5 protein-coding genes are annotated in these 4,868 nt (G+C 46.5%); all 5 read right to left on the bottom strand.

The genetic code is table 11. The features are described from left to right. Positions 1-473 (bottom strand): extracellular solute-binding protein (locus AC1DUA_RS23445; RefSeq protein ID WP_477502062.1); only part of this gene is annotated, 473 nt, incomplete at its 3' end. A gap of 52 nt (positions 474-525) precedes the next feature. Next, positions 526-1,614 (bottom strand): mandelate racemase/muconate lactonizing enzyme family protein, encoded by a 1,089-nt coding sequence (locus AC1DUA_RS23440; protein WP_477502061.1) that lies wholly within the window; start codon positions 1,612-1,614, stop codon positions 526-528. A gap of 55 nt (positions 1,615-1,669) precedes the next feature. Continuing rightward, positions 1,670-2,548, bottom strand: a complete 879-nt coding sequence (locus AC1DUA_RS23435; RefSeq protein ID WP_477502060.1) for a carbohydrate ABC transporter permease — start codon at positions 2,546-2,548, stop codon at positions 1,670-1,672. Between the two features lie 21 nt (positions 2,549-2,569). Beyond that, a complete protein-coding gene (locus AC1DUA_RS23430; RefSeq protein WP_477502063.1) occupies positions 2,570-3,427 on the bottom strand; it encodes an ABC transporter permease in 858 nt (285 codons plus the stop codon). A gap of 129 nt (positions 3,428-3,556) precedes the next feature. Further along, positions 3,557-4,843, bottom strand: coding sequence for a Gfo/Idh/MocA family protein (locus tag AC1DUA_RS23425; protein ID WP_477502059.1), 1,287 nt, complete (start codon positions 4,841-4,843; stop codon positions 3,557-3,559). Positions 4,844-4,868: the final 25 nt, after the last annotated feature.

The raw sequence follows: 4,868 nt of genomic DNA, 5'->3' as shown, positions 1-4,868 counted from the left end.
CTCCAACGGAAGATGCTGTACACTTTACCGTCAATTGACGTATTGGTTAGACGTGTAGCATCCATCGTTTTCAGATTCGGATAATCTTTCAGATAAGGTCCCAGTTCCCAGAATAAGCCTGCTCGTGCAGCTTCGATAATCGCAGGGTTACGGTCGTCCTTCACGAGAAGAAGCTTGGGCAGATCTCCGGCAACAGCGATCGAGGCTGTCACCTTCTCACTATAGCTTGCGCTGGGGACCCAAGTGATGTTTAATTTCGTGTTCGTGTACTCCTGAAGTAGTTTCATCGCCTCGCTGTCCATTTTTGGAGGTTCTGGCGTCAAATACAGGTTCATCATTGTAAGCTCCACTGGTTTCGTGGATTCCGCCGTACCTGGTTTGGATCCCTCTCCGTTGGAACATGCCGAAGCGAGAATAATCGATAATGCTGCTGTAACGAGCAGTCCTTGCTTAAGTAAAAGATTCGTTTTCATGGATACATTAGCCCCCTAATTACGAACTGATAATAACCAAACCATTTAACTCCTAACGAATAACTTCAAGCGTCGCTTCCATTAGTTCCTCATCCAATTCGACCCCTAGTCCTGGCCCATGAGGTACAAGAACATAGCCATCTTTCACTTCGAAAGGCTGTTTCAAATAACGTTCTCTGGTACTGTTTGTTTCGATGTTGTATTCGTAAAAGCTGCTGCATTCCGGTGAACTGGCTGCCAAATGAATGGCTGCTGCGAAGCCGATACCCTTGGTGGTATTGTGCGGCACGTAGTGAATACCGAACGCGCGACATAAAGCAGCAGCCCGCTTCGCGCTTGATATCCCCCCGCATTTGACAGGATCGGCTGCGTACAGATGACAAGCACCCTTGCTGATAAAATCACGGAAAGTGAATATATTCCAATCTTGTTCCCCAACATGAATGGGAACCGGCAGTGTGTTAGCCAGCTTCACGTAAGTGTCCACATCGTAATACGGACAAGGCTCTTCGAAATGATGTATGTTGTATTCCTTAATACGGTCGAATAACTGTACAGCCTGGATGTAAGTATAGGAGCTGTTACCGTCGATCATCAGCTTGCAATCTGGACCGATCGCTTCTCGGGCAGCCTTGACCTTGAGCACATCATCGTTCAAGTCAACCGGAAGCCCCGTCCCGAAACGAGGTCCTACCTTGATTTTGACGGCTTTGACCTTCAGACGATCAATCGCATCGCGAATTTTGTCCGCTTCTTCCGCATGGGTTAGATCTCGGCTCATACTGGATGCGTAAAGCGGAATACGGTCACGATAAAGACCTCCGATTAAATTATACACGGGCTGGTTCAAATAGCGACCCTTCAGATCCCATAGTGCAATTTCGAGACCGCTGTACGCCGCAGCAAGCAGTTGACCTGATATTTTGTAATTTCTCCGCAGCACGACCTCTTCGATCAGCTCCGTTTGAAAAGGGTCCATACCAATGACAAGCGGCTTAATCACCGTGTTCATGATTTGCATGAGCACGTCCGGACGCATCGGGCTCGATTCACCGAAACCGTAAGCGCCTTCATCTGTTTCTACCTTTACATAAAATAACCCCATCGTTTGCTTGTAACAAGTGATATTCTTAATTTTCATGATGGCCTCCTAGTCAGTATATATAGACGGTTCGTAATCAGCAGCCCAATGTGGTCTAGCCTTTCACAGAACCGAGCAAAACCCCTTTGGCAAAATGCTTTTGCAGAAACGGATAAACAAGCAGGATCGGCACGGTCGAGACGACGATAACCGCCATCTTAATCACTTCGCCGGGAGGCGCTACATAATCACTTCCCATCTGTTGTGAGTCCCCGATCCCTCCTTGCGATAAAATGACGATTTGACGAAGCCATACTTGAATCGGCCATTTCGTCGTATCATTAATGTAAAGAATCGCATTAAAAAACGTGTTCCAGTGGCCCACTGCATAAAATAAAGCAAAGGTAGCCATAGCGGGAAGCGAAAGCGGCAGCACGACACGAATCAATATTTGAAAATCGTTGCATCCATCGATTTTCGCCGCTTCCTCAAGCCCGTCAGGCAGTTGCTGGAAGAAATTTCTTAAAATAATCAAGTTAAATGCACTGATTGCACCTGGAATAAGTAATGATCCATAACTGTCCAGAAGTCCTAGCGATTTCACAACTAGAAACGTCGGAATCATCCCTCCACTGAACAGCATGGTGAACAAAATGAGCAGCATGATCGGACGTCGTCCGATAAACTCATTTCTCGCGAGCGGATAAGCTGTCAGTGTAGTAAAAAACAGGTTAATCAACGTGCCTGCAACTGTAATGAAAACGGTCACACCCAAACTCCACATGATCGTTTTCGTCGAAAAAATGTATCTGTACCCATCCAGCGATAATTTTGTTGGAATCAGGACGACACCACGACGAATCAACTCTTCAGAAGCCGTTAGCGAGCCTGACAATACAAATACGAACGGAATCAAAGTTATTAAGGCAATTGCAATTAACACGATCACATTGACAATATCAAATATACGTGACCCCAATGATTGACGAATCATGGCAGCAGCTTCCTTTCCACTTTAATAAACACCCTGTTCCCCTAACTTCTTCGAAACTTTGTTAGCCGCAAGCACCAGACATAAACCTACTAGTGATTTGAACAACCCAACAGCCGTACTGAAGCTGAACTGTCCCTGCTGAATGCCGTTAACGTAGACATAGGTATCGAACACTTCCCCTACCTCACGATTGGTCGAATTGAGCATGAGGAAGATCTGCTCAAAGCCGGTATCCAGAAAGTTACCCAGCCTCAGTATGAACAAGATCACAATGGTACTGCGAATCGCTGGCACAGTAATGTGCCACAACTGTCTGAAGCGTCCTGCTCCATCGATTTTAGCTGCCTCATATAATGTAGGATCAACTCCTGACAACGCTGCCAGAAAGATGATCGTCCCCCAACCAGATTCCTTCCAAATAACCTCCAGAATGATCATCGGACGGAACCATGTGTTAGACATTAGAAAGTTGGTCTTTTCCATTCCCGCTTGGACGAGCATATTCGTAAAGATGCCGTTCTCCAAGGAGAAGAAGGTGTAAGCCATTCCAACTACGACGACCCAGGATACAAAATGCGGAATATAAATGGCCGTCTGTATGGTGCGCTTAAACCATTCCAGACGCAGCTCGTTGAGCATCAGCGCAATCAGAATCGGGATCGGAAAGAAAAGGACAATATTGTAGATCGCCAGCACGAAGGTATTTTTAAACAGCATCCAAAACACAGGATCGTGGAAAAAGCGATCAAAATGCTTGAAGCCGACCCAAGGGCTGTTCCAAAAGCCGCGAAATGGCAGGTAGTCCTTAAAGGCAATCAGTACCCCCCACATGGGCCAATATTTAAAAAGAGCAAAATAGAGAAGTCCCGGTGTAACCATGAAATACAAATAACGGCTTTTTACGATCCTTCTCCAGAAAAGACTTGCACTGCGACCCAAGCCAACCGGTGTCTTCCTCAGTGTCACATCTGTCTTCAAGCCTGACGCCTCCTTTCTGCTACGTGTGAATTAAGTCGAAGTAAGTACATCCTCGATACGGACAGGGCGGTTCTCCTTAACGGAGATCCAGACAGCTTCGCCAGTCCCAACGGAATAAGCGCCGTCCAGCGAACCGGACAATATGTCATAAGGCCGAGTCGGATCCGGACCGAGAAAAATATCTTCCAAAAGTGTGGGATCTCCACCGCCGTGTCCACCTTCTCGATGAACAACATGTATCGTTTCCTTGGAGCCGAACAGTGGGAAGTATTCGATCGTCTGTTCAGGAACCGGGAACGGCACCCTGCTGGGAGAATGATATTCCATCGTTTCGATGCGGCCTTTGGTGCCGTTAATTGCAAGCCTATATCCCTCATAGGGCAGCGAAAAATTAACGGAGTACGTAAGCAGTGCACCGCCGTCATATTTAACGGTAGCGGAATACGTATCCTCGATATTGATTTCCGAGTCAAATATGCAAGCATCAGCCCGGTAACCGCTGTAGGGCGTTTGTACATTAGCTGAGCTCACGTCAACATGGTCATCTTTCACATGGACTTCCTTACTCCGCGAAGACCAGCGCATGAAATAATGGCATTCCTGTTTATCCACACAGGTACCGCAATAACGTCCGTTCTCCTTCTTCGGGTTCAGCTCGCCATCCGGGCCATAGTAATTAAGCGCACCATAAGCGAACACTTCCAGCGGTTTCTGACCTGTCCACCAGTTGACCAAATCGAAGTGATGGGAGCTTTTATGAATAGAAAGCCCTCCAGAATGCTCGCGTAAGCGGTTCCATCTTTTAAAATAACTAGCTCCGTGGTAAGTATCAATGTACCAGTTCAGATCCACGGAAGTCACTCTGCCAACCTTGCCTTCCAATACCATTTCTTTAATCCGACTGTGAATGGGAGTGTACCTGTAATTAAAAGTAACCGTTACTTTACCTTTGCTTTTTTTCTCCGCTTCGATAATTCTTCGGCAATCCGCCCCTGTCGTCGCCATAGGTTTCTCTGACAACACATCCAGGTCATGTTCCAGCGCTCTAATGATATACGTCACGTGCGTATCATCACGCCCCGTTACAATAATCACATCCGGGTTCGTTTGTTCAACCATCTTATCGAAATCATCCGTACCATATTCCAGGACATCGGATAGCTCTGGATATTTAGACTTACATACGTCAAACCGTCTTGCGTCGACATCAAGCAATCCGACAATTTCAGTCTGCTTCGAAAAGGTTTGTAATATCGGACCGATATACATTTTCACACTTCGATTGCTGACACCGCATATCGCGTATCTTCGTTTCATGATGCACCTCTTTATGTGATTATGT

The organism is Paenibacillus sp. 01T422 (genome assembly GCF_056398785.1).
Note: the sequence above shows the minus strand (reverse complement) of the source record. Positions and strands in the feature narration are given on the sequence as shown.